Source organism: uncultured Oscillibacter sp. (assembly GCF_900546705.1).
Taxonomy (GTDB): Bacteria; Bacillota; Clostridia; order Oscillospirales; family Oscillospiraceae; genus Oscillibacter.
In genome coordinates this window covers 1-25133 of the sequence record NZ_URDP01000027.1, presented here as the reverse complement: position 1 = coordinate 25133, position 25133 = coordinate 1, and the positions used below count along the sequence as shown (strand labels likewise).

General features: G+C 60.1%; 28 protein-coding genes and 1 tRNA gene. 11 read left to right on the top strand and 18 right to left on the bottom strand.

What is annotated here, in order from left to right; all coding sequences use genetic code 11:
- Window positions 1-261 (top strand): adenine deaminase C-terminal domain-containing protein (locus tag QZS13_RS07010; protein ID WP_295587305.1); only part of this gene is annotated, 261 nt, incomplete at its 5' end.
- A gap of 41 nt (window positions 262-302) precedes the next feature.
- Here the strand turns inward: QZS13_RS07010 and yihA are convergent.
- From yihA to QZS13_RS06925, 17 genes are all read right to left on the bottom strand, one after another.
- Window positions 303-899, bottom strand: coding sequence for a ribosome biogenesis GTP-binding protein YihA/YsxC (gene yihA / locus QZS13_RS07005; RefSeq protein WP_295587303.1), 597 nt, complete (start codon window positions 897-899; stop codon window positions 303-305).
- A 15-nt stretch (window positions 900-914) separates the two neighbouring features.
- Complete coding sequence (lon, locus tag QZS13_RS07000) at window positions 915-3341, bottom strand: endopeptidase La (RefSeq protein ID WP_295587301.1); 2427 nt, start codon at window positions 3339-3341, stop codon at window positions 915-917.
- A gap of 70 nt (window positions 3342-3411) precedes the next feature.
- Entirely contained in the window at window positions 3412-4734 is a 1323-nt protein-coding gene (gene clpX / locus QZS13_RS06995; RefSeq protein WP_295587309.1) for an ATP-dependent Clp protease ATP-binding subunit ClpX, read from the bottom strand.
- Between the two features lie 35 nt (window positions 4735-4769).
- A complete protein-coding gene (locus QZS13_RS06990; protein WP_295587298.1) occupies window positions 4770-5354 on the bottom strand; it encodes an ATP-dependent Clp protease proteolytic subunit in 585 nt (194 codons plus the stop codon).
- 111 nt (window positions 5355-5465) lie between these two features.
- Window positions 5466-6878 carry a trigger factor gene (gene tig / locus QZS13_RS06985; RefSeq protein WP_295587296.1) on the bottom strand — a complete coding sequence of 471 codons (1413 nt, stop codon included), beginning with the start codon at window positions 6876-6878 and terminating at the stop codon, window positions 5466-5468.
- Between the two features lie 90 nt (window positions 6879-6968).
- A complete protein-coding gene (locus tag QZS13_RS06980) occupies window positions 6969-7655 on the bottom strand; it encodes a metallophosphoesterase (RefSeq protein ID WP_295587294.1) in 687 nt (228 codons plus the stop codon).
- 27 nt (window positions 7656-7682) lie between these two features.
- Window positions 7683-8048, bottom strand: a complete 366-nt coding sequence (locus tag QZS13_RS06975; RefSeq protein ID WP_295587292.1) for a hypothetical protein — start codon at window positions 8046-8048, stop codon at window positions 7683-7685.
- Window positions 8049-8064: 16 nt separating this feature from the next.
- Window positions 8065-9552: a threonine synthase gene (gene thrC / locus QZS13_RS06970; RefSeq protein WP_295587290.1), complete on the bottom strand. Its 1488-nt coding sequence runs from the start codon at window positions 9550-9552 to the stop codon at window positions 8065-8067.
- A 31-nt stretch (window positions 9553-9583) separates the two neighbouring features.
- Window positions 9584-9946, bottom strand: coding sequence for a YraN family protein (locus QZS13_RS06965; RefSeq protein ID WP_295587288.1), 363 nt, complete (start codon window positions 9944-9946; stop codon window positions 9584-9586).
- The gene (locus QZS13_RS06960; protein WP_295587307.1) at window positions 9943-10566 is read right to left on the bottom strand and encodes a ribonuclease HII; all 624 of its coding nucleotides are present in this window, start codon (window positions 10564-10566) and stop codon (window positions 9943-9945) included. The genes QZS13_RS06965 and QZS13_RS06960 overlap by 4 nt, the downstream gene beginning before the upstream one ends.
- Before the next feature lie 7 nt (window positions 10567-10573).
- Window positions 10574-10813, bottom strand: coding sequence for a PF20097 family protein (locus tag QZS13_RS06955; protein ID WP_295587286.1), 240 nt, complete (start codon window positions 10811-10813; stop codon window positions 10574-10576).
- Between the two features lie 17 nt (window positions 10814-10830).
- Window positions 10831-11706, bottom strand: coding sequence for a ribosome biogenesis GTPase YlqF (gene ylqF, locus QZS13_RS06950; RefSeq protein ID WP_295587284.1), 876 nt, complete (start codon window positions 11704-11706; stop codon window positions 10831-10833).
- Window positions 11703-12335 (bottom strand): signal peptidase I, encoded by a 633-nt coding sequence (lepB, locus tag QZS13_RS06945; protein WP_295587282.1) that lies wholly within the window; start codon window positions 12333-12335, stop codon window positions 11703-11705. Before lepB (QZS13_RS06945) ends, ylqF begins: the two co-directional genes overlap by 4 nt.
- A gap of 15 nt (window positions 12336-12350) precedes the next feature.
- Window positions 12351-12923: a signal peptidase I gene (lepB, locus tag QZS13_RS06940; protein ID WP_295587280.1), complete on the bottom strand. Its 573-nt coding sequence runs from the start codon at window positions 12921-12923 to the stop codon at window positions 12351-12353.
- Between the two features lie 115 nt (window positions 12924-13038).
- Complete coding sequence (gene rplS / locus QZS13_RS06935) at window positions 13039-13380, bottom strand: 50S ribosomal protein L19 (protein ID WP_295587278.1); 342 nt, start codon at window positions 13378-13380, stop codon at window positions 13039-13041.
- 140 nt (window positions 13381-13520) lie between these two features.
- Window positions 13521-14096 carry a peptidase M50 gene (locus QZS13_RS06930; protein ID WP_295587275.1) on the bottom strand — a complete coding sequence of 192 codons (576 nt, stop codon included), beginning with the start codon at window positions 14094-14096 and terminating at the stop codon, window positions 13521-13523.
- 7 nt (window positions 14097-14103) lie between these two features.
- Window positions 14104-15042: a M23 family metallopeptidase gene (locus QZS13_RS06925; protein WP_295587273.1), complete on the bottom strand. Its 939-nt coding sequence runs from the start codon at window positions 15040-15042 to the stop codon at window positions 14104-14106.
- A 106-nt stretch (window positions 15043-15148) separates the two neighbouring features.
- Here QZS13_RS06925 and QZS13_RS06920 point away from each other — a divergent pair.
- A tRNA-Pro gene (locus QZS13_RS06920) sits at window positions 15149-15224 on the top strand.
- 177 nt (window positions 15225-15401) lie between these two features.
- On the opposite strand, the gene QZS13_RS06915 is transcribed toward QZS13_RS06920, so the two are convergent.
- A complete protein-coding gene (locus QZS13_RS06915; protein WP_295587271.1) occupies window positions 15402-16361 on the bottom strand; it encodes a S1C family serine protease in 960 nt (319 codons plus the stop codon).
- 203 nt (window positions 16362-16564) lie between these two features.
- Here QZS13_RS06915 and QZS13_RS06910 point away from each other — a divergent pair, with 203 nt between their 5' ends.
- The 9 genes from QZS13_RS06910 to QZS13_RS06870 all read left to right on the top strand — a co-directional run bounded on the left by QZS13_RS06910 (window position 16565) and on the right by QZS13_RS06870 (window position 24934).
- Window positions 16565-17257, top strand: coding sequence for a response regulator transcription factor (locus QZS13_RS06910; protein WP_295587269.1), 693 nt, complete (start codon window positions 16565-16567; stop codon window positions 17255-17257).
- Window positions 17235-18443 (top strand): cell wall metabolism sensor histidine kinase WalK, encoded by a 1209-nt coding sequence (locus QZS13_RS06905; RefSeq protein ID WP_295587267.1) that lies wholly within the window; start codon window positions 17235-17237, stop codon window positions 18441-18443. Before QZS13_RS06910 ends, QZS13_RS06905 begins: the two co-directional genes overlap by 23 nt.
- A 158-nt stretch (window positions 18444-18601) precedes the next feature.
- Window positions 18602-19582, top strand: a complete 981-nt coding sequence (locus tag QZS13_RS06900; protein WP_295587265.1) for an ABC transporter ATP-binding protein — start codon at window positions 18602-18604, stop codon at window positions 19580-19582.
- On the top strand, window positions 19579-20442 hold the full coding sequence (locus QZS13_RS06895) for an ABC transporter permease (protein ID WP_295587262.1): 864 nt from the start codon (window positions 19579-19581) through the stop codon (window positions 20440-20442). The genes QZS13_RS06900 and QZS13_RS06895 overlap by 4 nt, the downstream gene beginning before the upstream one ends.
- Window positions 20442-21899 (top strand): GldG family protein, encoded by a 1458-nt coding sequence (locus QZS13_RS06890; protein WP_295587260.1) that lies wholly within the window; start codon window positions 20442-20444, stop codon window positions 21897-21899. The genes QZS13_RS06895 and QZS13_RS06890 overlap by 1 nt, the downstream gene beginning before the upstream one ends.
- Window positions 21886-23322, top strand: a complete 1437-nt coding sequence (locus tag QZS13_RS06885) for a DUF4340 domain-containing protein (RefSeq protein WP_295587257.1) — start codon at window positions 21886-21888, stop codon at window positions 23320-23322. The genes QZS13_RS06890 and QZS13_RS06885 overlap by 14 nt, the downstream gene beginning before the upstream one ends.
- Window positions 23323-23457: 135 nt before the next feature.
- On the top strand, window positions 23458-24087 hold the full coding sequence (locus QZS13_RS06880; RefSeq protein ID WP_295587255.1) for a TetR/AcrR family transcriptional regulator: 630 nt from the start codon (window positions 23458-23460) through the stop codon (window positions 24085-24087).
- 168 nt (window positions 24088-24255) lie between these two features.
- Entirely contained in the window at window positions 24256-24741 is a 486-nt protein-coding gene (locus QZS13_RS06875; RefSeq protein ID WP_295587253.1) for a hypothetical protein, read from the top strand.
- 7 nt (window positions 24742-24748) lie between these two features.
- On the top strand, window positions 24749-24934 hold the full coding sequence (locus QZS13_RS06870; protein WP_295587251.1) for a hypothetical protein: 186 nt from the start codon (window positions 24749-24751) through the stop codon (window positions 24932-24934).
- The last annotated feature ends 199 nt before the right edge of the window (window positions 24935-25133 follow it).

Below are 25133 nucleotides of genomic sequence, written 5' to 3'. Positions count from 1 at the left end.
CTGGGCGGCGGCATCGTCATCTGGGACGGCGGCGGCTCCGTGGCGGAAGTTCCCCTGTCCATCGCCGGCATCATGAGCGAGGAGCCGCTGGTGGTAGTCAACGAAAAGCTGGAGGCAGCAAAGGAGAAGGCCTTCTCCCTGGGCGTCTCCCGGGACATCGATCCATTCATGACCCTGAGCTTCATGGCACTGCCGGTGATCCCCACACTGCGGATCACTACCCGGGGCGTGTTCGACGTGACCCAGCAGACCTACGTGTAACAAGACGAAAAAAAGGAACGGCAGATGCCGTTCCTTTTTCTTTACTGTCCGCAGGCTTCGCACAAAAGGCGGATGAGTTCTTCCTTTCCCGCTCCCTTTTCGGCAGAAAACGGGACCAGGCGGTCCTCCTCTCTCAGCTCCAGGGTCTGGCGGATCAGCTCCAGTGCCGGTTCCACCTGGCTGCGCTTGAGCTTGTCCAGCTTGTTGGCCACCACAATCTCCGGGCAGCCGCTTTCACGGAACCAGTTGTGCATGGTCACATCGTCTGCCGTGGGTTTGTGGCGGATGTCAACGATGAGCACGCCGGTGGTGATGAGGCCGCCCTCATCCTGGAAGTAGCTTTCCATCAGCCGGCCCCAGCGGTCTTTCTCCGCCTTGGACACTTTGGCGTACCCGTAACCGGGCAAATCCACCAGATAGGCCTGCTGATCCACCAGAAAGTAGTTGATCTGGGTGGTCTTGCCGGGAGAGGCGCCCACATAGGCCAGGTTCTTGCGGCCCAGCAGCCGGTTGATGACGGAGGACTTGCCCACGTTGGAGCGCCCCGCAAAGGCGAACTGGGGACGGCCATCCCGCAAAAAGCCGCTGCGGGCCGCTGCGGAGCGGGTAAACTCCGCCTTGTTAAAGTTCAAAGACATGAAAGCGTTTCTCCTTTACAAGCCAAGTCGCGTCTTTGGTGCGCTTTCTCCGCTGACCGGCGCAAATGCCGCCAGCACACGCTCCTCTTTCCGGGGTTTTCCCTCCGGCGCGGCTGCCGCAGGACACAGCGCCGCCGCAAACACCTGATCCACATTGGACACCGGCACAAAGTGCAGTGCGGCCCGGACCGTCTGGTCGATCTCCTCCAGGTCCCGCACGTTGTCTGCCGGAATCAGCACCGTGCCGATGCCGTTGCGCAGGGCCGCCATGGTCTTTTCCTTCAGTCCGCCGATGGGCAGGACCCGGCCACGCAGCGTCACCTCGCCGGTCATGGCAATGCCGGCCCGGATCTTCCGTCCCGTCAGGGCGGAAAGCATGGCAGTGGTCACCGCAATGCCAGCGGACGGGCCGTCCTTGGGCACTGCGCCTTCGGGGAAGTGAACATGGATGTCCTTGGTCTTATAGAAGTCCGCCTCGATTCCCAGGGCATCCGCCCGGCTGCGCAGGCAGCTGAGCGCGGCCTGTGCAGACTCCTTCATCACGTCGCCCAGGTTGCCGGTCAGCTCCAGCTTACCGGAGCCTTCCATGACGTTGACCTCCACTTCCAATATCTCGCCGCCCGCCTCCGTCCACGCAAGGCCGTTCACCACACCGATCTCCTCCCGCTCCGTATGAAGCGCCGGGGGAAACGGCTGGCAATCCAGCAATTTCGGCAGGTCTTTTTCTGTAACGGTAATTCGCTTTACATCTCCGCCCAGCAGGCGCATATCCGCCTTTCTGCACACAGCAGCCAGACGGCGCTCCAGCTGACGCACACCCGACTCCCGGGTGTAGTCCCGGATGATGGCACGCAGTGCATCGTCCCCTACCCGGAGGGTGCCCTTCTTCAGACCGTGCTCTGTCATCTGCTTGGGCAGCAGGTGGCGTCTTGCAATCTGGACCTTCTCCTCATCGGTATAGCTGCCCAGGCGGATGATTTCCATCCGGTCCAGCAGCGGCCGGGGAATGGTATCGGTGGTGTTGGCGGTGGTGATGAACATAACCTTGGACAGATCCACAGGGATCTCCAGGAAGTGGTCCCGGAAGGCGTAGTTCTGCTCGCTGTCCAGCACCTCCAGCAGCGCCGCTGCGGGATCGCCCCGGTAATCGCTGCCCAGCTTGTCGATCTCGTCCAGCAGCAGCAGCGGATTCATGGAACCACTGCGGCTGATGGCCTCAATAATGCGGCCGGGCATGGCGCCGATGTACGTTTTCCGGTGGCCCCGGATGTCCGCCTCATCCCGTACACCGCCCAGGGAGAGCCGGGCCAGCTTGCGGTTGAGGGCCTTGGCAACAGAGATGGCAATGGAGGTCTTGCCCACGCCCGGCGGGCCCACCAGGCAGAGGATCTGCCCCTTGCCCTCCGGGTTCATCTGCCGGACGGCGATGGTCTCCAAAATCCGTTCCTTCACCTTTTCCAGGCCAAAGTGATCCCGGTCCAGTACCTTGCGGGCCGCGTCCACGCTGACCCGCTCCTTGGTGGTCTTGTTCCAGGGCATCTCCAGACACACATCCAGATAGTTGCGGATGACCGCCCCCTCGGCACTGCCGAAAGGCTGTTTGGAGAGCTTGGTGACTTCTTTTAAAAGGTGCTTTTCCGTCTCTTCGTCCAGATGCAGCGCCTGAATCCGGTCCCTGTAAGTCTGCAGTTCATCGTCGGCATCGTCGTCTTCGCCCAGCTCGTTTTGCAGCACACGGATCTGGGTACGCAGAATCTGCTCCCGCTGGGAGCGCACCAACTGCTCCCGGATCTTGCCCTCCATCTCATGTTCGAAACCCAGGACGTTATTCTCCCGGGCCAGGAAGGCGTTCATCTTCCGCAGGCGGATAAAGGGCGAGGTCTCCTCCAGGATCTCCTGCTTGTCCGTATACCGCAGGGCAATATTCTGAGCAATGTAGTCGGCCAGGTAGCCGGGGTCCCGGCTGTCCATGACCGTGGTGACCACTTCCTCCGGCAGGCTGCCCGCCTGCTGGGCGTAATCGGTAAACAGGCCATAGGTCTGGCGCAGCAGCGCCTCCGTCCGGGGGCTTGCGGAGTCGGGGGCCGGTACCTCCTCCAGAAGCTCCACGTTGGCCTGCAGGTACGGCTCCGTCTGCCACAGACGGCGCATCCGCGCCCGGCACCGGCCTTCCACCACGCAGCGCACGGATGTATTGGACAGCCGCAGTACCTGTACAATGTGGGATACCGTTCCCACGGTATAAAGGTCCTTCTCCGTGGGCGAGGTCACACCGATCTCCCGCTGGGTCACCAGAAACACATCCTGGTCGGCCTCCATGGCCCGCTCCAGAGCGGCGATGGAAATGCGCCGCTCCACGTCGAAGGTCAGGTTCATATGGGGAAACACCGTCAGGCCCCGCAGGGCCAGGGCGGGAATATTCATGGTTTTCAATTCTTCCATGGGGATTCCTCCTTACATAGGGGGTAAACGGGGAAAGGGGGCCCGCCATACGGCGGCCCCCATGGTTTTGTCAAGACGCAGAAGCAGGCGTGCCGCTGGAACCGGAGGAGGGTTTCTCCCCCTTCCCATGGCTGAGCCTGACGGCGTGGTTCACCTTTTCAGGATCCCGGGTCAGCTCCGGTTTACCGGTGCCATCCACACATTCCTTGGTGATGAGCACCTTGACGATGGTGGGATCGGAAGGGACGTCGTACATGATCTCCGTCAGCATCCCCTCCATCACCGCCCGCAGTCCGCGGGCGCCGATGTTGCGGGCAATGGCCTTGTCCGCAACGGCCTCCAGCGCCTCCGGCGTGAACTCCAGATCCACGTCGTCATACTCCAGCAGCTTCTTGTACTGCTTGACCAGCGCGTTCTTGGGCTCCTGCAGAATCCGCACCAGATCCTCGCGGGAAAGTCCGTTGAGGGGCGCGATCACCGGCAGACGGCCCACCAGTTCGGGAATGATGCCGAACTTCAGAATATCGTGGGGCTGTACCTCATGGAGCAGCCGGTTCACATCCTTGTCCTTCTTGCCCTGGACATTGGCACCGAAGCCGATGCTCTTTTGATCCAGCCGCTTTTCGATGATCTTCTCCAGGCCATCGAAAGCGCCGCCGCAGATGAACAGGATATTCTTGGTGTTCACCTGGATGAACTCCTGATGAGGGTGCTTGCGGCCGCCCTGGGGGGGTACGTTGGCCACAGTTCCCTCCACGATCTTCAAAAGCGCCTGCTGCACGCCCTCACCGGACACATCCCGGGTAATGGAGGTGTTTTCGCTCTTGCGGGCGATCTTGTCGATCTCGTCCACGTAGATGATGCCGTGCTCAGCACGCTCCACGTCAAAGTCCGCTGCCTGCAGCAGCCGCAGCAGAATGTTCTCCACGTCGTCGCCCACGTAGCCGGCCTCCGTCAGCGTGGTGGCGTCCGCAATGGCGAACGGCACCTTCAGAATGCGGGCCAGGGTCTGGGCAAACAGCGTCTTGCCGGAGCCGGTGGGCCCCAGCATGAGGATGTTGCTCTTTTGCAGCTCCACATCCTCGTCTCCCCCGAAGAAAATGCGCTTATAGTGGTTGTAAACTGCCACGGACAGCGCCACCTTGGCCTCGTCCTGGCCGATCACATACTGGTCCAGCACATCCTTGATCTCCCGGGGAGTGGGGAGCTCGTCAGGCAGATCCTCCAGGGCATCGGACTCCGTATCCTCGAAACCGTCGTCCAGAATGCTCATGCAAAGGCGGACGCACTCGTCGCAGATCCGGACGCCGGGCCCCTGGATCATCCGGTGCACCTGATTTTCGTGCTTTCCGCAGAAGGAGCACCGGAGTGTTTTCTTGCCGTCGTCGTTCATGGTATTACCTCGGTCTTTCAATTAGGAAACGCCGCTTACTTGCGGTTGGTGATAATCTTGTCGATCAGGCCGAAGTCCAGCGCCTCCTGTGCGCTCATGAAGTTATCCCGCTCGCAGGCGGCGGTCACTTCCTCGAAGGACTTGCCGGTGTTCTCCGACAAGATGTGGTTCATACGCTTTTTGATGGTCTCCAGCCGCTTGAGGTGGATGGCCATATCCGTGATCTGGCCCTGGGTGCCGGCAGAGGGCTGATGGATCATGATCTCCGCGTTGGGCAGTGCCAGGCGCTTGCCCTTGGTGCCGGCAGAGAGCAAGAACGCACCCATGCTGGCCGCCATGCCCACGCAGATGGTGGACACGTCGCACTTGACGTACTGCATGGTGTCGTAAATGGCCATGCCGTCCGTCACGGAGCCGCCGGGGCTGTTGATATAGAACTGGATGTCCTTATCCGGATCCTGGGCCTCCAGATACAGCAGCTGCGCCACCACCAGGCTGGCGGTGGTCGCGTTGACCTCCTCCCCCAGGAAGATGATACGGTCGTTCAGCAGACGGGAAAAGATATCGTAGGAACGCTCTCCCCGGTTGGTCTGCTCCACTACATAAGGAACTAAACTCACTTTCGAAAACCTCCGATCTTTTGTGGCCTATAAACCATTCTCTCATGATACCACCGGCATCATGAGAGAATGTGTCGAATCTGTAAAATCTTGCCTGAAAAAGATTCGGGATTATTCGGCCTCTTTCTCGGTCTCTTTTTCGCCTTCCTGCTCGGCCTTCTTGGTGGTCTTGCGGGTGGTCTTCTTGGCGGGCTTCTCCTCGCCCTCAGCGGCGTCCTCAGTCTTCTTCTTGGCGGTCTTCTTCTCAGGCTTGAGGGCAGTGGCGCTGTCCACCACAACGGCGATGGCCTTCTGGGTCAGCAGCTGATCCTTCACCTGGTCGGCCTGGAGATACTTCTTGACAGTCTCCAGCTCCATATTGTACTGCTCGGCCATCTTCTTCATCTCGGCCTCCACGTCCTCATCGGTGACCTCGATCTTCTCGGCCTCGATGATGGCGGCCAGAGCCAGATCCAGACGCACCTGACGGGTGGCGGGCTCCTTGGCATCCTCCAGGAGCTTGGACTCCTCCATGCCGGTCATCTTCATGTACTGGTCATAGGGGATGCCCTGCTGGGCGATCTGCATCTTGAAGTTGTCCAGGAACTGACGGGCCTGGTTCTCGATCATGGCGTCGGGGATATCGGCGGTGATGTTGGCACCCACCTGCTCCATCAGGGCGTCCTCGAAGGCACGGTCGGCGGTCTTCTGGCGCTCCTCGGCGATTTTCTTCTTCAGGTCGGCCTTCAGATCCTTGAGGGTATCGAACTCGCTGACGTCCTTGGCGAACTCGTCGTCCAGAGCGGGGACTTCCTTCTCCTTGACCTCGTGAACCTTCACCTTGAAGACCACGGCCTTGCCGGCCAGATCTGCGTGATAGTCCTCGGGGAAAGTGATGTCGATGTCCTTCTCATCGCCGGCCTTCATGCCGACAACCTGCTCTTCAAAGCCGGGAACAAAGCTGTGAGAGCCCAGCTCCAGGCTGTGGTTTTCACCCTTGCCGCCTTCAAACGGCTTGCCGTTCAGGAAGCCCTCGAAGTCGATGACGGCGGTGTCGCCCTCCTTGGCCTCCCGGTCCACACTCACCAGACGGGCATTGCGCTCAGCCAGCTCGTTCAGACGCGCGTCCACGTCGGCGGCGGAGACCTTCACCTCGTCCTTGGGGGCAGACAGGCCCTTGTACTGGCCCAGCGTCACCTCGGGATAGACGGGCACGGTGGCCTTGAAGGTGAAACCGTCCTTCGTGCACTCGCCCACCATCTCCACTTCGGGATAGCCCACCACGCGGAGCTCCTTCTCCTTCACGGCAGATTCATAGGCCTCGGGGAACGCGTTATTGATGGCCTCTTCGAAAAACACCTCTGCGCCGTACATGCCCTCGATGATCTTGCGGGGGGCCTTGCCGGGACGGAAGCCCGGAACATTGATCTTCTTGCGCATCTTCTGATATGCCTTTTCGATGGCGGCCTCAAATTCTGCCGCGCTGACCTCGATGGTCAGGGCAACCTGACTCTTCTCAACTTTTTCGCAGCTTTTCACACTCATTATGTTAACTCCTCCGTTCATCACCGGTCAAATGCCGGTGCGAATTGATATTTTACCAGAAAAATCTTGAAAAATCCAGACTTTTTTCCGCTATTCACAAATTTTTTTCGGGACAAATCCCAGGTAGTCCGCGGAGATCAGGGAAAAGGCGGTTTTCCCCCGGGTTCCCTCGATCCTGCGGCGGATGACGGGGCCGTGAAGATGGCCGTAGCAGCAAAGCTCCACCGGGTATTTCTCCAGCGTTGCCAGAATCTCCGGACACTGATATCCCTGATAGAGGGGCGGATAATGCAAAAAGCAGTAGATGGGCCTCCCCTCCGCCGCCCGCAGCGACGCCTCCAGCCGTCCCACCTCCCGGTTCAGGACCTTGGCGTTGTGGGCCTTCTGCTCCTCCTCCAAAAACCAGCCCCGGGTGCCGCACAGGGCGTAGTCCCCGTACAGGTGGCAGTTATTGTGCAGAAAGTCCAGCGTGGTGAACCCCTTTTCCGCAAAGAACCCCTTCATCTTGGACACGGTGGACCACCAGTAATCGTGGTTGCCCTTGACCAAGAGCTTTTTGCAGGGGAATTGCTCCAGAAAGCGGAAATCCGCTTCCGCCTGGGCCATGTCGATACCCCAGGAGGTGTCCCCCGCCAGCACCAGCACATCTTCGGCCGTCAGCTGGCTCAGCGACGCCTCAATCCGCGCCACATAATTTTCCCAGGCAGTGCCAAAGACCTCCATGGATTTGTCGGCCGTCAGGGAAAGATGCAGATCCCCGATGGCATAGAGGGCCATAGGACCACTCCCCTTTCGTTTCGATCATCAGGCGGATGGAGGCACATCGTCCTCAAACGCAATCTCTCTGCCGCAGCTGCCGCAGAAGTGGCGCTCCCCCGCTTTCCACCAGGGCATCATGAAGCCCTGTCTGCAGTAGGGACAGTGCAGAAGGCACACCCACCAGACGGCTCCCATGGTGCAGCAGATGACCCCTAGAGAGCGCATGGCACTCTTGATCTTGTAGGCCTCGTTGACCAGGATGCCCAGCGTACCCAGCCGGGTATACGGGATCAGCAGGCTGCCCAGCAGGCAGACGATCCCGATCCCCAGAAGCACCAGCACCACCTGGGCCGTGCTCCGTTTGGGCGGGCCTCCCCCGTTCCGCAGTCCGGGTACCTCTCTTTGCTTCACGGCGCTTCCGCTCCTTTTATTTTAAAAAGTCCAGTACCACGCCGTCCATGGCCTGCTTTTCACAGGCGAGGTCAAAGCGCCGGGCCTTGCCCTTGAGGGCTGCCAGCCGCCGGGGCACGGTTGTGCCGGTGACCGCATGGAGCTGATCCAGCAGGGCCAGGCCATCGCCTGCGGGCGTGGAGCCGATGGCCTTGAGTACGCTGTCGCAGAACTTGTAGGGAGACGCCGTGGAGACGAACACCGTAGGCGTGGTATCCCCGGTGGCGGCGCGGTACTGCTCCATGACGTTGGCCGCCACGGCGGTGTGGGTGTCGATGAGATAACCCTTTTCCGCGTAGTAGCGGCCAATGGTGGCAGCAGTGTCCTCCTCGCCGCAGAAGCCGCCCCAGAACGCCGCGTCCAGTCCCGCGCGGATCTTGTCGGAGACCTGATAGCGTCCCTCCTTGGCCAGCTTTTCCATGTAGCCCCGGACCTCGGCATCGTTTTCCCCGGAGAGGTCAAAGAGCAGCCGCTCCAGATTGGAGGAGATCAGAATGTCCATGGACGGGCTCATGGTGGTGTGGAAGGGCCGGTTGCGGTCGTAGACACCGGTGCGCAGGAAGTCGGTGAGCACGTCGTTGCGGTTGGAGGCGCAGATGAGCTTGCCGACCGGCAGCCCCATGCGCCCGGCATAGTAGGCCGCCAGAATGTCACCGAAGTTGCCGGTAGGCACGCAGAAGTTCACCTTGTCCCCCATGGTGAGCTTTCCGTCCCGTACCAGATCACAGTAGGCGGAGATGTAGTAGACCACCTGGGGCAGGATGCGGCCCCAGTTGATGGAGTTGGCGGAAGAGAGGATGTAGCCCCGGTCCGAGAGCGTCCGGCGGATATCCTCATCAGAGAAGATCCGCTTGACGCCGCTCTGGGCGTCGTCGAAGTTGCCTACCACAGCACACACGCCCACATTGGCCCCCTCCTGGGTGACCATCTGGGTCTCCTGGACGGTGGAGACGCCGTCTTTGGGATAGAACACCAGGATCTTCGTCTGGGGCACGTCGGCAAAGCCCTCCATAGCGGCCTTTCCGGTATCGCCGGAGGTAGCCACCAGGATGCACACGGTCTTGTCCTCCCCGGTCTTGCCCAGTGCCGCGGACAAAAGCTGGGGCAGCATCTGAAGGGCCATGTCCTTGAAGGCGGAGGTGGGGCCGTGCCACAGCTCCAGGCAGTATGTGGACTCATCCACCGTGCGCACCGGTGCCACGGCGGGCGTATCAAACTTGTCCGGGCCGTAGGCGTTATGGGCAAAGGCACGCAGCTCGTCCAGCGTATAGTCCGTCAGATAGAGCGCCATGACCTGTGCCGCCCGCTCCTGGTAGTCCGCCTGAAGCAGGCTTTCCAGAAAGGCACGGTCCATCCGGGGAATCTGGGTAGGCGTCAGCAGTCCGCCCTCCCGGCTCAGTCCCAGCTTTACCGCCTCCGCTGCACTGTAGCGCAGCGCACGGTCCCGTGTGCTGTAATAGTACATGGTTGTCTCCTCGCTTTCTCAGGGAAAATGGTTATTCAAACGCGTCGGCCAGATACTCGATCCGGACCATCCGCGCCTTTTCATCCGTGTACACCTCCGCCACGTCGAACCGGGCGGGGGCGTCGATTTCATAGCGGCTGAGGTACAGTGCGGCCGAGGCCCGCAGACGGCTCTGCTTGCGCCGGTCCACCGCCTCCCGGGGAAGCCCCACGGACCCGGTGCTGCGGAGCTTTACCTCCACAAAGCAGATGGTGCCCTGCCGGTCCCGTGCCACCAGGTCCAGTTCCCCGAACCGGCAGCGCCACTGGCTGGCCAGCAGCGTATAGCCCCGCCGGCGCAGGTAGCGGGCCACCTCCGCCTCCCCCCGGTTGCCGGCTGCTTTGGCAGTGGTCATGGCCGCTTCGCCTCCCATTTTTTCAAAAACGTCCGCCGGTGCTCCGGACAGGGGCCGTAGGCGTCCAGCATCTCATAGTGGAGCTTGGTGCCGTAGCCCTTGTGCTTGGCAAAATGGTATTGGGGAAAGCGCGCTTCCAGCTCCGTGGAGACGTACCGGTCCCGGCTGACCTTGGCCAGAATGGAAGCCGCCGCGATGGACGCGCTCTTTCCGTCGCCGCCCACCAGGCACACATGGGGCGTGGTGATCGATACGCGGCTGCCGTGGTCTCGGTTGCCGTCGATGAGGGCCAGATCAATCTTCATAGAAAGACCGTCCATGGCCCGCTGCATGGCCAGCATCCGGGCGTTGAGAATATCCATCTCGTCGATCTCCGCGGCGGAGACAGCGGCGATGCTGTATGCCGCTGCCTGGGCGGTGATGACGTCATAGAGGGCCTCCCGGCGCTTTTCCGTCAGCTTCTTGGAGTCGTTCAATCCGGGGATGTCCAGTTCCCTGGGCAAAATGACCGCGGCAGCGTACACCGGTCCCGCCAGAGGTCCGGCGCCCGCCTCGTCCACGCCGCAGAGGGTCTCATACCCCGCACGCCACTGTTCCCGTTCGTAGGTCCAAAGATCCATAGTCATCTTACCAATACTCCATGACAATTCTCTTGCAGTCCCGGCAGACCCAGGCAGGCCGGTCCAGAGAACCGGCATCCTTTGCACTGGTATCTGGATTTTTTAGCACGATTCCGCCCCGCTTGGCAATGCCTTTCATGGTGAGCCAGTTCAGCTTCGGCGCACCCTGGGGAAGAAAATACTCCCACATCCCAAAGGTGTTCAGGAATCCGGGCTCCATCTCTTTTCCGCATACAGGACAGTTCATATTACCACCCCTTCCGCTTACACGCCCTCCGGTAACTCCAGTGTAAAGCGTCCAAGCTTGCCGGAACGGAACTCATCCAACAGGATCTTTGCCATGCGCTCCGTGTCCACGTCGCCGCCGGAGATCAAAAAGCCCCGCTTGCGTCCGGCCGTTTCCAACAGCCGGTAGCCCCAGGCCACGTCATTTTCCTCGTCCTCCCGCTCTGGGATGTCCGGCAGCTTATAGGCAGCGGAAAGCGCCTGAGGATACCGCTGTCCCAGATAGGCCATCAGGTGGCAGCCCAGAGTCTCCGTATCCAGAATATCATCCTTCACGGCACCGGTATAGGCCAGGTTCAATCCCACGCTCTGGTCCTCGAACTTGGGCCAGAGAATGCCGGGGGTGTCCAGCAGCTCCAGATTCTTGTCAATGGGTACCCACTGCTTGGCCCGGGTAACGCCGGGGCGGTCCTCGGTTTTGGCGGTCTTGCGCCCGGCAATGCGGTTGATGAATGTGGACTTGCCCACGTTGGGGATGCCCAGGATCATCACCCGGATAACCCGGTTTTGTCCCTTTTCCTCATAGGCGCGGATCTTGTCCGCCAGCAGTTCCCGCACGGCCGCGGCAAAGCGCGCCGTACCCTGTCCGCTTTTTGCGTCGGACTCCAGCACGGCGTAGCCCTTACCTTTGAAGTAGGAGGCCCACTTAGCGGTGGAGTCCGGGTCCGCCTGATCCACCCGGTTCAATACCACCAGCCGGGGCTTGCCCGCCGTCAGCTCGTCCACATCCGGGTTCCGGCTGGAAATAGGGATGCGGGCGTCCAAAATCTCACACACCGCATCCATATGCTTGATCTGCTCGGCGATCATCCGCCGGGTCTTGGTCATATGACCGGGATACCATTGAATATTCATGCGTCCACTCCGTCAATCAGGCCGATCCGGCCGAAGTCCCGCTCCCCGGTCACCTCGTCCGCACCGGGGAACGCCAGAAATACTGCCTTGCCCAGCACACAGCGGGTATCCACCGTGCCCAGCCGGGAGTCCCGGCTGTCGCTGGAGTGGTTGCGGTTGTCGCCCATAACCAGAATACAGCCCTCCGGAACGGTCAGGGGGAACTCCGTGCCCTCCTCCATGTAGGTGGGTTCGTTGATGTAGGGCTCATCCAGCGCCTGGCCGTCCACGTACACGATGCCCGCGTCAAAGTCAATATCCACCGTCTGGCCCGCCGTGGCGATGACCCGCTTGACGATGGGCTCTTCCATGAAGCTCTCTTTCCGCAGCACCACAATGTCGCCGTATTCATAGTCGTCATCCAGCAGAGAGCTGAGCACCAGCAGCCGGTCACCGTTTTGCAGCGTCGGCACCATGGAGTGTCCGTCCACTCCGATCAGCCGGATCAGGAACGTGAACACCAGCACCACCACCAGCACAGATCCCACCAGCGCCTGGGTCCACTCATACAACTCCCGGCCGGGGACCTCTTCCTTCTTCTCCGGCTCCTTTTCCTCTGCCGGTTCCTTTTTCGCTTCTTCCTCGTGCATTGCCTGCTTCGCTCCTTATACGCCGCCGATGCGGCCAAAATCCCTCTGCTGGGTATCTGCGCTCTTCCCGGGGAACAGCAAAAGCACAACCTTGCCCAAAAGGCACTGTTCGTCCACTGTCCCAAGCGCCGCACTGCGGCTGTCCTCGGAATCATTGCGGTTGTCACCCAGCAGGAAAAGTTCGTTTTCCGGTACGGTCAGAGGAAACTCCGTTCCCTCTTCCAGATAGGTGGGCTCCCGGGTGTAGGGCTCGTCCAGGGCCTGGCCGTCTACGTACACGATACCTGCGTCAAAGTCGATATCCACCGTCTGCCCCGCCGTGGCAATGACCCGCTTGACAATCGGCTGACCGTCCTCAAAGTAGGCATCCCGGATCACAACAATGTCCCCCGGCTCCACTTCCCCCGCAAGATACCGGCTCACCGCCACCAGCACGTCTCCGTCCTGCAGCGTCTCCCGCATGGACTCCCCGTCCACCCGGACCAGCCGGACCACAAACGTGAAAATCAAAATCGCGCCCACGACTACGCACACCAATGTCCGCAGCCAGCTATACAGCTCCCGGGCAGATTGTCGTTTCTCTTCCATGCCTTACTCCCAAACCGTCATAATCTAAATTAGTATAGCAAACAACCGCCCAAATCACAAGAGATTTTCCGGAAAAGAAAAAAGAGAGGCGTTTCCGCCTCTCTTTTTTTCTCTCTTACAGCTTCTCCTTGACCTTGGCACCCTTGCCCACACGGCCGCGCAGATAGTACAGCTTGGCCCGGCGGACATCGCCGTTGCGGACGATCTCGATGTTGTCAATGGAGGGGGAGTGAACGGGGAACACCTTCTCCACGCCGACGCCGTAGGAAATGCGGCGGACGGTGATGGTCTCCTCGATGCCGCCGTGCTTCTTGGCGATGACGGTGCCCTCGAAGATCTGGATACGCTCGCGGGAGCCTTCCTTGACCTTCACGTGCACGCGCACGGTGTCGCCGATCTGGACACGGGTGACTTCGTTCTGCAGGGTCTCCTTGTTCAGTTCCTGAATGAGATTCATTGGTTTTTCCTCCTAGTTTATAGGTGTTCATACCGTTTTTCAGCGCGCCGGACTCTTCTCTTTGGCCGACGCACGGCAGAGGACCGCCCTTTGTAGCCCTGATAGGATATCACAATAGAGGGAAAAAGGCAAGCATTATTTTACAAAAATCTCCGTTTTCCAGCCATCTCCCGGCAGGCCGCGGCCAATGCCGCCGCTGCCGGCGGAAGCAGCCACAAGCTGCCGCCGCTGACCCACATAAGTGCGGCCAGCACTGCCGCCAGCACCGCAGCACAGCAGCAGCTGACCCATCGGGCGGCCCGCTCTCCCCGCTCCGGTCCCGCCAGCCACACCGCCCCGATTGTCAGCGCCCGGCCTCCGTCCAGGGGGCGGATGGGCAGCAGATTGAACATGGCCAGAGCCAGGTGCGCCCCTGCGGCCGCCAGCCATCTCTCCCCCGCGGCCGCCAGCACCGTGCCGCAGAGCAGATTGACCGCAGGCCCCGCCAGCACTGCCGCCAGTTCCCCGCCGTAGGAAAGGCGTCCCGGCACTACCTCCATCTTCATTCCCAACACGCCCACGTGCACGGACCGCACCTGCGCCCCCAGAAGGCGCAGTACCAGATAGTGCCCGGCTTCATGGAGTCCTGCCGCACTCAGCACTGCCGCCAGCGGTGCCCAGCCGTTGCCCAGCAGGAACCACCCCAGAAGAATCCAGAAGCCCCCGCTGACAGACACAGTCGTTCTAGGCCTGGGACACATAGTAGACCGGATTGAGATAGACCCCCTCCTTGTGCAGTTCGAAGTGCAGGTGCGGCCCCGTGGCGATCCCCGTCTGCCCCACCTTGCCCAGCACGTCACCGGCCTGTACCGGTGTCCCGGAGGTGACGGAGATGGCACTGCAATGGGCATATAAAGTCTCGTACCCGCTCTCATGGGTCACAATGCAATACTTGCCGTAGCTGCTGCTCTCCCCCACAGCCTTGACCGTGCCGTCGGCAAAGCAGCAGATGTCGCTTCCGTCCGCGGCGGCAATATCCACACCGTAGTGGAACCGCTTCTCCCCCTCCACAGGGTGCTCCCGGTAGCCGAACCCGGAGGAAATCGGACCGCTGGCAGGCGTGCAGTAGTCAAAGCCCAGCAGTGTCTGCTCCATGCACACATCCTCCGGCAGGTTCTGGTTGGAGTAGAGCACATATGCCAGTGTCTCAATCTCCCCGGAGCCGGTATCCTGATCCGCCGGGGATTCCTCCTCCGTTTCCGCCCGGGATTCCCGCAGCTGTTCCAAAGCCGCATTTTCTTCCATGGAGGCCGCTCCGGATACAGCTGTCTCATATGCGGAAAACTCCTCCGGACGGAACACCGCCTGGTAGACCTCGTCCAGCGCATCGGTCACGTCCTGCTTTCCGGACGCTGCCCCACCAATGGCAGAAAATACCGCCTGGATGTCCATGTTCTGTCGGAGCATTGCGTCCAGCTTTTCCCCGATGCCGTCCAGCCTCCCGGGCAGCAGGAGTTTTACCAGAACCAAGCAGACAAACATGCCGCCGCAGGCTACCAACTGGAAAAGCCGCCGGCGCTCTCCCGCGCTCAGCGGAGCAGATTGCTGCCGTCCGGCGCGCCTTTTGACTGTCTGCCCCCGCCGTCCGGCGGCCCCCACGCTCTCACGCACGGTCTGTGCCATAGCCGACCCTCCCTGTACTGCTTCTCTTTTGCAGTTTATGCGCCCGCTTCCGCAATATGACCCTTGACATCTTTCCAAAAACTCTATATAATTACTTTTGCTGTTTCCGGGTGTAGCGCAGTTGGTAGCGCGCATGGTTCGGGTCCATGAGGCCGTGGGTTCGACTCCCGCCACTCGGACCATCGGAGTGACCAAACTTGGTCACTCCGATTTTTTATTTCTTCGCAGCTTTCGGCATACTGTTTGTCGACATAAAAATAAGGGCGGAAACCGTGTTCCGCCCCAATCATCACGACATCATATAATATTTATTGGTTTTTTCCAAAGCGGCGGCCTCCGAAGAGGCCGCCGTTTTATCTTTACAGCGGCTGACTCACTACGAACGCAGACTGGGGAATCATGCTTCGGATTAGTTCCCAAACCTCGGAGATGGGAATGGCATATCCCATTCCCTCCACGCCGTCGGAGGAAACCTTCGCCGTATTGATTCCTACCAGTTCCCCGTCCATATTCAAAAGCGCGCCGCCGCTGTTGCCCGGATTGATGGCCGCATCCGTCTGGATATACGTGGCGGTGACCGGGTTGCCCGTCTCGTCCGTTCCCGTGGTGATGGTCCGGTTCACAGCGCTGACGATGCCGGTGGTCACGGACTGGCCGTAGCCCAGCGCGTTGCCGATGGCCACCACCTGGTTGCCTACGCAAAGGGCATCCGAGTCACCGATCTCTGCCACGGAGATGCTCTCCAGCGTACCTGCGGAAAGCCCGCTCATCGCCACCTGGATCACCGCAATGTCCAGATCCTCGTCGTATCCGCACACCTGCGCCGCACACACGCTCTCGTCTGCAAATCCCACGGACAGCGTGGTGGCATTCTCCACCACATGGTAATTGGTCAGAATGTACAACTCTGAATCCGTCTTGGCTACAATCACACCGGAGCCGCAGCTGGTGGTTTCCTGTTGGGTAGTCTCCCACGTTCCGTTGCGGCCAAACCAGCGGTAAAACTGCCGGACCTCCTGGACGGAACTGTTGGTGATGGAGACCACTGAGGGAAGCGCCTGTGCCGCAATGTCCGACACGTCCAGGCCGCCGGTCCGGGCCGCCTGCCCATCCGACACCATGGGGGCGGCGGAGAGTAGCGTCTGCGCCTGTTCATCTTCGTCCGGCAGCAGGCAGCTGACGCCGTAGTAGCCGCCGGCCGCCGCGCCGCCCAGGACGGCACCGCTGAGACACAGCGCGGCAAGCCGCTTGGACAGGCCGTGCCGCCGCGGCCGATGCACCGTGGTGAACGCTGTGCGTTCTTCGTAAAATTCCTGCATACATCCATGCCTCCTCTATTGTTTTTAATGTGAGGGCTCTCCTCGTTCTTTGCATCTTATCATAACCGCGCCGACTGAATCGAACCTGAAGTCAGCAGCACTTTTTCTCACTTTTCGCCGTTGGGCGTCTTTCAGGTTCAATTCAGCGTTTTCCTGTATTCTGTATTATAGAATTCATGTGGCAGTATGCGGAGGATACGGTTTTGAAAATTCTGATTGTTGAAGACGAAAAGCTGCTGGCAGACTCCATCGGCACGCTTTTGAAAAACAAGGGCTTCGACGTGGAGATCGTATACGACGGGGAATCCGGCGCCCAATACGCGGAGCTGGGCGTCTATGACCTTTTGATTCTGGACGTCATGATGCCCAAGATGAACGGATACGAGGTGGCCCGGCACGTGCGCGCCAAGCATCTGGGCACCTCCATTTTGATGCTAACCGCAAAATCCGGCCTGGAGGACCGGATCACCGGGCTCAACGCCGGCGCAGACTACTACCTGACCAAGCCCTTTGACGTGCGGGAGCTGCTGGCCTGCATCAACGCCCTGCTGCGCCGGCAAGGCGCCCAGGTGGACGAGCTGACCTTCGGCAACACGGCGCTGGATCTTGCCTCCGCCATGCTCATCTGCGGCGAGGCCAGCATCCGCCTGTCCGCCCGGGAGTTTGACATCATGCGCTTTTTGTTTCAGTCCGGCCAGCGAAACCTCTCCAAAGAAGCCATTCTGGCCCGGGTATGGGGCTACGACTCCGACGCCGTGGAAAATAATGTGGAGGTCTATATCGGCTTTTTGCGGAAAAAGCTGGCCAGCATCGGCTCCAACGTCCGCATCGAGGCCCGGCGCAGACTGGGCTACCACCTGGAGGTGAGCGGAGATGATTCAAAGGCTGCGCTTTAAGTTTGTCCTCATCAACATGAGCATCGTGACGCTGATGCTGTGCGTCATCTTCGGACTGGTGCTCTACTTCACCAGCGCCAACCTGGAGCGGGACAGCATCCGCATGATGCAGAGCATCGCGGCCCAGCCGTTCCAGCTGGATGTGCCCAGCGAACGGGATGAGGAGGTACGGCTGCCGTTTTTCACTCTGCGCCTCGGCCCCCACGGAGAGGTTCTGGAGACCGGAGGCGGATACTATGATCTCTCCGACGGTGCCTTTTTGAATCAGCTGATTGAGACTGCCTGCTCCTCCCCCCGGCGGCTGGGCGTCATTGAGGCGTACAATCTGCGCTATTATCGCTCCGACTCCCCGATAAGTCCCTGCGTGGTGTTTGCGGACATCTCCAGTGAAAAGGCCACCATGGACAGCCTGCGCAGCACCTGCCTTGTGATCGGTGCCGTGAGCTTTCTGGCGTTTTTGCTGGGAAGCGTGCTGCTTTCCAAGTGGGCGGTCCGGCCGGTGGACCGGGCATGGCAGCAGCAGCGCCAGTTTGTGGCGGCAGCCTCCCACGAGCTCAAAACGCCCCTGACCGTCATCACCACCAATGCCGAGCTGCTGCAGAGCCCCGGCTACAGCGAATCGGACCGGGCGAAATTCTCCTCCAGCATTCTGACCATGTCCCGCCAGATGCGGCGGCTGATCGAGCAGATGCTGGAGCTGGCCCGTACCGATCAGGCGGAGGCCAAAACCGATTTCCGCCCCGTGGACTGGAGCCTTCTGGCCCAGCGGTCCACCCTGCTGTTCGAGCCGGTCTTTTTTGAAAAGGGTCTGACGCTGACCGCGCAGATTGACGGCGGTCTTCGGGTAAACGGCGACGAAGAGCAGCTGCGGCAGGTACTGGAAATTCTTCTGGACAACGCCAGCAAGTACGCCGCGGACGGCGGCACCACCTGGATCAGCCTGCAAAGGCGGCCACGGGGTCGGTGCCTTCTGACCGTGGCCGACGAGGGCGCGCCCATTCCCCAGGAGGAGCTTGGCAGCATCTTCAAGAGATTCTACCGGGCCGATCCGGCCCGGAGCCGCAACGGCAGCTTCGGGCTTGGCCTCTCCATCGCCCAGGCGATCACCGTCCGGCACGGCGGGAAAATCTGGGCGGAAAGCCGGGAGGGCGTCAACCGTTTTCTCGTGGAGCTTCCCTGTCTTTAATCAAACGCGCATGGTTCCATTTTGATGGAATCATGCGTGTTTTGTTTTATTCTCCCGCTTTTTGGAAAGCTTCAGCGTCCTTTCAGGGTATGCGCTTATAATGCGGCTGTATGCAACAAGCGCCGGGCGCAGTCTGCCCGGCAGTAAGGAGGTCAACCATGATATCTGTGGAGCACTTAACCAAATGCTATGGCGACTTCATGGCGGTCGACGACCTTTCCTTTGAGATCGAGGAAGGGCATGTATACGGCTTTCTGGGACCCAACGGCGCCGGCAAGTCCACCACCATGAACATCATGACCGGGTGTCTGTCTGCCACGAAAGGGCACGTCCGGATTGATGGCCATGACATTTTCGAAGAGCCCAACGAGGCAAAGAAGCTGATCGGCTACCTGCCGGAACAGCCCCCGCTGTATATGAACGAGACGCCGGAGGAATATCTGCGCTTTGTGGGCGAGGCCAAGGGTCTGCGGGGCGAGGCACTCCGCAGCCAGATCGATCAGGTCATTCAGCAGACCCGCATCGAAGACGTGCGCAAGCGGTGCATTTCCGCTCTTTCCAAGGGCTACAAGCAGCGTCTTGGCATCGCCCAGGCCCTGCTGGGCAATCCCAGGGTCATCATATTGGACGAACCCACCGTGGGCCTGGACCCCATCCAGATCATCGAAATCCGCGATCTCATCCGGCAGCTGGGCCAGGAGCACACCGTCATCTTCAGCTCCCACATTCTCTCGGAGGTGCAGACCATCTGCGACCAGATTCTCATCATCGCCAAGGGAAAGCTGATCGCCTTCGACCGCCCGGAGAACCTGGAAAAGCGGCTGCTGACCCCCAACGAGATCCACTTTACCGCCGAGGCATCGGAGGATGAAGTCCGGGAAATCCTGGACGGCATCAGCCACATCACCGATGTGCAGACAGAATTCCCGGAGGACGGACTGGTCTCCGTCCGACTCAAGACCGACGCGGACGATATCCGCGCCCTCTCCCGGACGCTGTTCTTTGCCTTTGCCCGGCAAAACCGGGCACTGGTGGAAATCTCCCTCAAGAAGGCGAATCTTGAGGAGATCTTCCTGGAGCTGACAGAGAGCACCGCAGATGCAGCGTCCGACCAAGAAAGTGAGGTGAGCGGCACATGAGGGCCGTTTTCAAACATGAGCTCCGCAACTACTTCCACACGCTGACAGCCTATGTGTTCGGCGCGTTTTTGCTGGCATTCGTGGGCATCGGCGCCGTGCTCTACAACATCCAGGCCGCCGTCAGCAACTTTGAATTCGTGCTGGACTTCAGCAGCCTGATCTTCGTGGTGATCGTCCCCATATTGACCATGCGGGTCATCGCAGAGGAAAAGCGGCAAAAGACCGACCAGCTGCTCTACTCCCTTCCCATCACCACCACCCAGGTCATTTTGGGAAAGTATGCGGCATTGCTGGTCCTCTATCTCATCCCCCTGGCCGTCATCTCCCTCTATCCTCTCATCTTCTCCCGGTTCGGCGACGTATACCTGCTGACCTCCTATGGCTCCATCCTGGCCTTCTTTATCCTGGGCGCGGCACTCATCGCCCTGGGGATGTTCATCTCCTCCCTGACGGATAACCAGGGCCTGGCCGCCGGCATCGGCATTGCGGTGATCCTGCTCAACTACTACAGCGTCAGCCTCTCCGAGTACGTCTCCTCCACCGCCGCCGGCTCAGCTGCGGCGCTGGTGGTCATCATTCTGGCCCTGGGCGCGGTGATCCGGTATGTAACGAAAAACGGAAATCTAGCCTACTGGTTCTGCTTTATCCTGATTGCAGCCACCATTTTGCTCCTCTTTGTGAACTCCAGCGTCTTCGAGGGGCTCCTGCCCGCCATCATGACCCAACTGTCCCTCTTCGAGCGGTTCACCTCCTTCGTCAACGGCGTCTTCGACATGACGGCCATCGTCTACTACTGCACGGTCATCGTGTTTTTCCTGTTCTTATCCGTACAGTCCCTTGAAAAGAGGAGGTACAACTGATGAAAAAACCGCTGTTTTCCAAGCCCCGGCAGCCAAGTTCGGAGCAAAACCGCATCGCCTTCCGGGGCGGAAGCTATTCCCTGGCCCTGAGTGCCGTGGTGCTGGCCATTTTGATCGTGGTGAACGTATTCGTATCCGCGCTGCCCACCAATCTCACCAAGTACGACATCAGCGCCTCCAAGCTCTACTCCATCACCAGCAACACCAAGGTGGTGGTCAACGCCTTGCAGGAGGACGTGACCATCTACTGGATCGTCCAGTCCGGTCAGGAGGATGACGTCATCGAAAACCTGCTGGGCAAGTATGAGAGCCTGTCCGACCACATCAAGGTGGTCAAGAAGAACCCGGACGTGTATCCCACCTTCGCCCAGCAGTACACGGACGAGACCGTGCAGAACAACAGCCTGGTGGTGGAGTGCGGCGACCGCAGCCGGTTCATCGGTTACGACGACATCTACCTCTACCAGGCAGACATGACCTCCTACTCCTACAACACCTCCTTCGACGGCGAGGGCGCCATCACCTCCGCCATCGACTACGTGGTCAACGAGGAGCAGCCCCAGGTGTATGTCCTGGAAGGCCACGGCGAGGCGGAGCTTCCCTCCACCTTCAGCCAGCAGATCGAAAAGGACAACATCCAGCTGACCACCTTCTCCCTGCTCAACGTGGACGAAATTCCCGACGAGGCGGACTGCGTGATGATCTACGGTCCCACCAGCGACATCTCCACGGAGGAAAAGGATATGCTCGCCGACTACGTGTCCGACGGCGGCAAGCTGATGGTCATGGCGGGCCCGGCGGAGGGTGCGTCGCTGGATAATCTCTACAGTCTTCTGGCCGACTACGGCGTCACCGCCAGCGAGGGCATCGTCATTGAAGGCGACCGGGAGCACTACGCCTTCCAGTCCCCCTTCGCCCTGATGCCGGATCTGTCCAGCAGCGACATCACCGACTCGCTGATGGAGGAGCACTATTTCCCCATCCTGCCCATCTCCACAGGCCTGACCGTCCAGGAGGACACCGGCACTGCCACTGTCACCACGCTGCTCACCACCTCCGACGACGCTTTCAGCAAGGTGGCCGGGTATGACCTCACCACCTATGAAAAGGAGGACGGGGACATCGACGGTCCCTTCGCCCTGGGAGTCTCCATCGACTGCGCCGGCGGCGGGCAGGTGGTCTGGTTCTCCTCTTCCAGCTTCCTGGATGACACCTACAACGCCTACTCCTCCGGCGCCAACGTGAACCTGGGCATGAACGCTCTCTCCTCCCTGATCGGGGAAAGCGAGGCCATGGCCATCCGCAGCAAGTCCCTCAACTACAACTATCTGACCATCAGCGACTCCGTCTCCTCGCTGCTGAAAGTGACGATGATCGGCGTATTCCCCCTGGTGTATCTGGGAATCGGTATCTGCGTGGTTATCAAGAGAAGGAGGACGCAAAATGAAGCGGTTTAAAAAGCTCTATATCCTGCTGGGCGTATTGGTGGTGGCCTGCGCCGCCACCTTCGCCCTGAGCCGGTACCAGGCCCACCAGGAGCAGATCGAAACCAGCGGAGAGGTGGTGCTGGAGATCCCCACGGACTCCGTGGAGGCCCTCTCCTGGACGTACGACGGCCAGACGCTCTCCTTCCACAAGTCCGACGGCTCCTGGCACTACGATGACGACGACGCATTCCCCGCAGATGATGAGAAGATCCAGGGACTGCTGGAGCAGTTCCAGGCCATGGGGGCCGCGTTCATCATTCAGGACCCGGAGGACCTGTCCCAGTACGGGCTGGACGATCCCCAGTGCACCATCCACATCACCACGGAGGACACGGACTACACCATCTCCCTGGGTGATTACAGCTCCATGGACTCCCAGCGGTACGTCTCCATCGGAGACGGAAATGTGTATCTGGTGGCGGACGACCCCCTGAACTACTTCAACATCACGCTGCGGGACCTGATCGCCCAGGACGATATTCCCGATTTGAGCCGGGTGTCCCAGATCATCTTCTCCGGCAGTGAGAATTACCAGATCGACTACGAGGCCTACTCGGAGGACAGTACCCGCACCTACTGCGCCGACGACGTTTACTTCGCCCGGCAGGAGGACGGCAGCGACCTTCCTCTGGACACCGACAAGGTGACGGGCTACCTGCAGACCCTCCAGTACCTGGACCTGAGCAGCTATGTGACCTACAATGCCGGTGAGGACGACCTTGCAGACTACGGTCTGGACGATCCGGAGCTGACGGTGCAGGTGGCCTATACCACCGAGGATGAAAACGGAGAGGAAGTCTCCGGCACGCTCACCGTGTCCATCAGCCGGGACCCGGCCCAGCGGGCAAAGGATGCAGATCAGGCGGCGGAGGACAGCCAGGAGGACGCCCAGGAAGAGGACGAGGAAATCACCGCATATGTGCGGATCGGCGACTCCAAGATCATCTACAGCCTCTACGGAGAGACCTACACCGCGCTGATGAAGGCGTCGCAGGACGACCTGCGCCATACGGAAGTCCTCTCCGCCGACTTCGGCGACATCACGCAAATCGACATCTCTCTGGACGGCGCAAACTACACCCTCACCACCGACGGCAAGGGCGATGACCGGACGTACGATTATCAGGGCGAGGAAGTGGACATTGAGGACTTCCGCTCTGCCCTGGAATCCCTCCAGGCGGACAGCTTCACCCAGGAGCAACCCGCCCAGAAAGAGGAGATCAGCCTGACCGTCCATCTGGACAACGAGGCCTTCCCCACCGTGCAGATCGACCTCTACCGGTATGACGGCAGCCACTGCCTGGCCGTGGTGGACGGCGAGCCGGTCTCCCTGGTGGACCGCAGCGACGTGGTGGACCTCATTGAGGCCGTCAACGCCATCGTGCTGAACTAAACCCGACCAGCAGCCCCGGATTCATCAGAATCCGGGGCTTTTTCTGTCCGAACCGTCTTTCCTCTTGCTTTTCCCGGGAAGGCCCAGTATAATAAAGATAAAATTTTGAGTTTGATTTTATTGGAGGATGTGGATATGCCGAAGGTTGCCTATTCCGAGGAGGACCGGGCACGGATCCGCGAGGCCCTGATTACCACCGGGCTGGAGCTCATGGCCCGGCAGGGCATCCAGCACACCACCGTGGAGCAGATCTACACTGCCGTGGGCATTTCCCGTACATTTTTCTATGCTTTCTTCCCCACCAAGGAGGACCTGGTGGTGGAGACGCTGTACTTTCAGCAGCCCCGAATCCTGGCCTATGCGCAGCAGTTGATGTCAGACCCCGGTCTTGACTGGCAGGGCGCGGTCACGCAGTTCCTCCATACCTGCTGCTACGGCGAGCAAAACGGCATTGCAGTGCTGACTGTGGAGGACCAGCAGCGCCTGTTCCGCCGTCTGTCGCAGGAGAGCTACCGCCTGTTCCGGGAAAAGCAGGCCCGGCTGTTCGGCGACCTGCTCCGGATTTTCGGCATCCGGCCAACTCCGTCCAGAGTGGCCCTTTTCACCAATCTGAGCCTGACGGTCATGATTATCCGCCGGGCCATTCCCCAGGCACTGCCTCTGTTCGTCCCGGAAGCTGCCGATGAAACGGTGGCCGTCCAAATCCGCGCCATCGTAAACCATCTGGCTTCCATGAAGGTGCAGGACGAAACGCCTCGCCCGTAAAAGGGCCAAATCCGCCTGAATCTGTACGCACCGCGCCATGTTCCGGCGGATTTTTTTCGCTCAAAATAAATACAAATATATTTTTTCATCTTTAATCAAGGAAGCCGCCGGAGAGCGCTCCTGCGCGATTCCCGGCTTACCAATAAAAAACACCAGGAGGATACCGACATGGGATTTTTCAGCAAATTCTTTCAGGGCCCGGAAGTGGACCAGGAGAAGAGCAGAGCCAACGCGGAGAAGATGCGGGCGCTGTTCAATCAGGTGGTGGAAGGCGGGGATTCCTACCGGCTGATTTTCGGCTACACCGAGGATGTGGCCCGGTTCAACTACGGCTTCGTCCACGGCAGCAAGACGAAAATCGGCAATCTGATCGTAGGATGGAACGACTCCACCCAGACCATCGTGGTGGTCCCCACTGTGCCGGATCTGTCCGGCTGCGGCGATCCCACCTATTACCGCCGCGATGAGATCCTGAAGGCCTACCGGAACAAGTATCCCACCGATGCCTTTATCATCTACCCCGACCGAAAGGGCTACATCGGCATCAACGCATACGACTGGCTGGATGACGAATCCCTGTACGTCTATGTCTCCCAGGAGGCGGAGCTGGCCGCCTTTACGGACTTCTTCCTCAGCCGGTTCGCCAAGAAGTGAGAGCGTCATGAGCCTGGGAGCCATTGGAGCGTTCTTGCTGGTCCTGATTGTGGTGTTTCTCGTGGGGAACCTGTGGTTCCATCTGGTGGAGGGGGTGCTGGCGCGCATCCGGCGGAGCTTGCGCCGAAAAGAGCCGCCGGCATGGCATCCGCTTCCGCCGGACTGGGAGGACAAGCAGGACAAAGCTCCGTAAAATGATGCCCCGGCGGCCGGATGAACGTGCCTTTCACAAGGCCGCACGGTCCGACCGCCGGGACAGTCTTTTAAAATTCTGTCCGCATCAGCTGACAGAAAAAGCAAAAAGTCCTGAAATCCTACGATTTCAGGACTTTTTGGTGGAGATAAGCGGGATCGAACCGCTGACCTCTTGACTGCCAGTCAAGCGCTCTCCC

What these genes read in the sequence shown, in the direction of transcription:
- yihA (WP_295587303.1), bottom strand. Translation starts at nt 899, where the DNA reads ATGTCTTTGAACTTTAACAAGGCGGAGTTTACCCGCTCCGCAGCGGCC.
- lon (WP_295587301.1), bottom strand. Translation starts at nt 3,341, where the DNA reads ATGGAAGAATTGAAAACCATGAATATTCCCGCCCTGGCCCTGCGGGGC.
- clpX (WP_295587309.1), bottom strand. Translation starts at nt 4,734, where the DNA reads ATGAACGACGACGGCAAGAAAACACTCCGGTGCTCCTTCTGCGGAAAG.
- tig (WP_295587296.1), bottom strand. Translation starts at nt 6,878, where the DNA reads ATGAGTGTGAAAAGCTGCGAAAAAGTTGAGAAGAGTCAGGTTGCCCTG.
- QZS13_RS06980 (WP_295587294.1), bottom strand. Translation starts at nt 7,655, where the DNA reads ATGGCCCTCTATGCCATCGGGGATCTGCATCTTTCCCTGACGGCCGAC.
- thrC (WP_295587290.1), bottom strand. Translation starts at nt 9,552, where the DNA reads ATGTACTATTACAGCACACGGGACCGTGCGCTGCGCTACAGTGCAGCG.
- QZS13_RS06965 (WP_295587288.1), bottom strand. Translation starts at nt 9,946, where the DNA reads ATGACCACTGCCAAAGCAGCCGGCAACCGGGGGGAGGCGGAGGTGGCC.
- QZS13_RS06960 (WP_295587307.1), bottom strand. Translation starts at nt 10,566, where the DNA reads ATGGATCTTTGGACCTACGAACGGGAACAGTGGCGTGCGGGGTATGAG.
- QZS13_RS06955 (WP_295587286.1), bottom strand. Translation starts at nt 10,813, where the DNA reads ATGAACTGTCCTGTATGCGGAAAAGAGATGGAGCCCGGATTCCTGAAC.
- ylqF (WP_295587284.1), bottom strand. Translation starts at nt 11,706, where the DNA reads ATGAATATTCAATGGTATCCCGGTCATATGACCAAGACCCGGCGGATG.
- lepB (WP_295587282.1), bottom strand. Translation starts at nt 12,335, where the DNA reads ATGCACGAGGAAGAAGCGAAAAAGGAACCGGCAGAGGAAAAGGAGCCG.
- lepB (WP_295587280.1), bottom strand. Translation starts at nt 12,923, where the DNA reads ATGGAAGAGAAACGACAATCTGCCCGGGAGCTGTATAGCTGGCTGCGG.
- rplS (WP_295587278.1), bottom strand. Translation starts at nt 13,380, where the DNA reads ATGAATCTCATTCAGGAACTGAACAAGGAGACCCTGCAGAACGAAGTC.
- QZS13_RS06925 (WP_295587273.1), bottom strand. Translation starts at nt 15,042, where the DNA reads ATGGCACAGACCGTGCGTGAGAGCGTGGGGGCCGCCGGACGGCGGGGG.
- QZS13_RS06915 (WP_295587271.1), bottom strand. Translation starts at nt 16,361, where the DNA reads ATGCAGGAATTTTACGAAGAACGCACAGCGTTCACCACGGTGCATCGG.
- QZS13_RS06905 (WP_295587267.1), top strand. Translation starts at nt 17,235, where the DNA reads ATGATTCAAAGGCTGCGCTTTAAGTTTGTCCTCATCAACATGAGCATC.
- QZS13_RS06900 (WP_295587265.1), top strand. Translation starts at nt 18,602, where the DNA reads ATGATATCTGTGGAGCACTTAACCAAATGCTATGGCGACTTCATGGCG.
- QZS13_RS06895 (WP_295587262.1), top strand. Translation starts at nt 19,579, where the DNA reads ATGAGGGCCGTTTTCAAACATGAGCTCCGCAACTACTTCCACACGCTG.
- QZS13_RS06890 (WP_295587260.1), top strand. Translation starts at nt 20,442, where the DNA reads ATGAAAAAACCGCTGTTTTCCAAGCCCCGGCAGCCAAGTTCGGAGCAA.
- QZS13_RS06885 (WP_295587257.1), top strand. Translation starts at nt 21,886, where the DNA reads ATGAAGCGGTTTAAAAAGCTCTATATCCTGCTGGGCGTATTGGTGGTG.
- QZS13_RS06880 (WP_295587255.1), top strand. Translation starts at nt 23,458, where the DNA reads ATGCCGAAGGTTGCCTATTCCGAGGAGGACCGGGCACGGATCCGCGAG.
- QZS13_RS06875 (WP_295587253.1), top strand. Translation starts at nt 24,256, where the DNA reads ATGGGATTTTTCAGCAAATTCTTTCAGGGCCCGGAAGTGGACCAGGAG.
- QZS13_RS06870 (WP_295587251.1), top strand. Translation starts at nt 24,749, where the DNA reads ATGAGCCTGGGAGCCATTGGAGCGTTCTTGCTGGTCCTGATTGTGGTG.